Below are 1020 nucleotides of genomic sequence, written 5' to 3'. Positions count from 1 at the left end.
GACCCTGCCGCTGCTGGTGGAACGCGAGCGCGCCCTGTACGGCGCCTGGTACGAGTTCTTCCCCCGCTCCGAGGGCACCGAGGACCAGCCGCACGGCACCTTCCGCACCGCCGCCCGCCGCCTGCCGGCGATCGCCGCGATGGGCTTCGACGTCGTCTACCTCCCGCCCATCCACCCCATCGGCACCACCTTCCGCAAGGGCCGCAACAACACCCTCTCCGCCGGCCCCGACGACGTCGGCGTGCCCTGGGCCATCGGCTCCCCCGAAGGCGGCCACGACGCGGTGCACCCCCGGCTCGGGACGATCGACGACTTCGCCTGGTTCGTGCAGGAGGCACGCGGCCACGGCCTGGAGATCGCCCTGGACTTCGCCCTGCAGTGCTCCCCCGACCACCCCTGGGTGCAAAAACACCCCGAGTGGTTCCACCACCGCCCCGACGGCACCATCGCCTACGCCGAGAACCCGCCCAAGAAGTACCAGGACATCTACCCCATCGCCTTCGACGCCGACCTGGACGGCCTGATCACCGAGACCCTGCGGGTGCTCCGGCTGTGGATGGGCCTGGGCGTGCGGATCTTCCGCGTCGACAACCCCCACACCAAACCGGTCCTCTTCTGGGAGAAGGTCATCGCGGAGATCAACGCCGCCGACCCCGACGTGATCTTCCTGGCCGAGGCCTTCACCCGCCCCGCCATGATGCACACCCTGGCCCAGATCGGCTTCCAGCAGTCCTACACCTACTACACCTGGCGCACCACCAAAGAGGAACTCACCGACTACCTCACCGAACTCTCCGGCGAGGCGGCCGCCTACATGCGCCCCAACTTCTTCGTCAACACCCCCGACATCCTCCACGCCTTCCTCCAGCACGGCGGCCGCCCCGCCTTCGAACTGCGCGCCGTCCTGGCCGCCACCCTCTCCCCCACCTGGGGCATCTACTCCGGCTACGAACTGTGCGAGAACACCCCCCTGCGCGAGGGCAGCGAGGAATACCTCGACTCGGAGAAATACCAGCTACG

At 68.7% G+C, this 1020-nt stretch carries 1 pseudogene; it reads left to right on the top strand.

The features are described from left to right. Positions 1-1020, top strand: a pseudogene (locus ACFY1E_RS47935) (alpha-1,4-glucan--maltose-1-phosphate maltosyltransferase); the annotation flags it as partial.

This window comes from Streptomyces sp. NPDC001604, assembly GCF_042893475.1.
Lineage (GTDB): Bacteria > Actinomycetota > Actinomycetes > Streptomycetales > Streptomycetaceae > Streptomyces.
The sequence above is the reverse complement of the archived record's forward strand: the minus strand, read 5'-3'. Positions and strand labels throughout refer to the sequence as shown.